1 pseudogene is annotated in these 251 nt (G+C 47.4%); it reads left to right on the top strand.

Features of this window, described 5'->3' with window-relative positions:
* Positions 1-251 (top strand): annotated as a pseudogene (locus AAEZ03_RS28325) (N-acetylmuramoyl-L-alanine amidase); the annotation flags it as partial.

The raw sequence follows: 251 nt of genomic DNA, 5'->3' as shown, positions 1-251 counted from the left end.
CGCTATGACATCTCACCGAAGAACATCATCGGTCATGCCGATATGGCACCCTCGCGCAAGATTGATCCGGGTGCGAAGTTCCCTTGGCAACTGCTATATGAGCAATATGGTATCGGCGCTTGGTACGATGCCTTTGATAAACAGTTCTTTATGAATCAAGACGCGTTTGCAGCGGCAACGGTACCTGAGATCAAGCAAGCCTTTCGCCGTTACGGTTATCAAATCAATGATACTAATGAATGGGATAAAGC

The sequence above is a fragment of the Pseudomonas sp. HY2-MNA-CIBAN-0224 genome (assembly GCF_040310285.1).
GTDB lineage: Bacteria > Pseudomonadota > Gammaproteobacteria > Pseudomonadales > Pseudomonadaceae > Aquipseudomonas > Aquipseudomonas helleri.
This window is presented reverse-complemented; position numbering and strand designations above follow the sequence as displayed.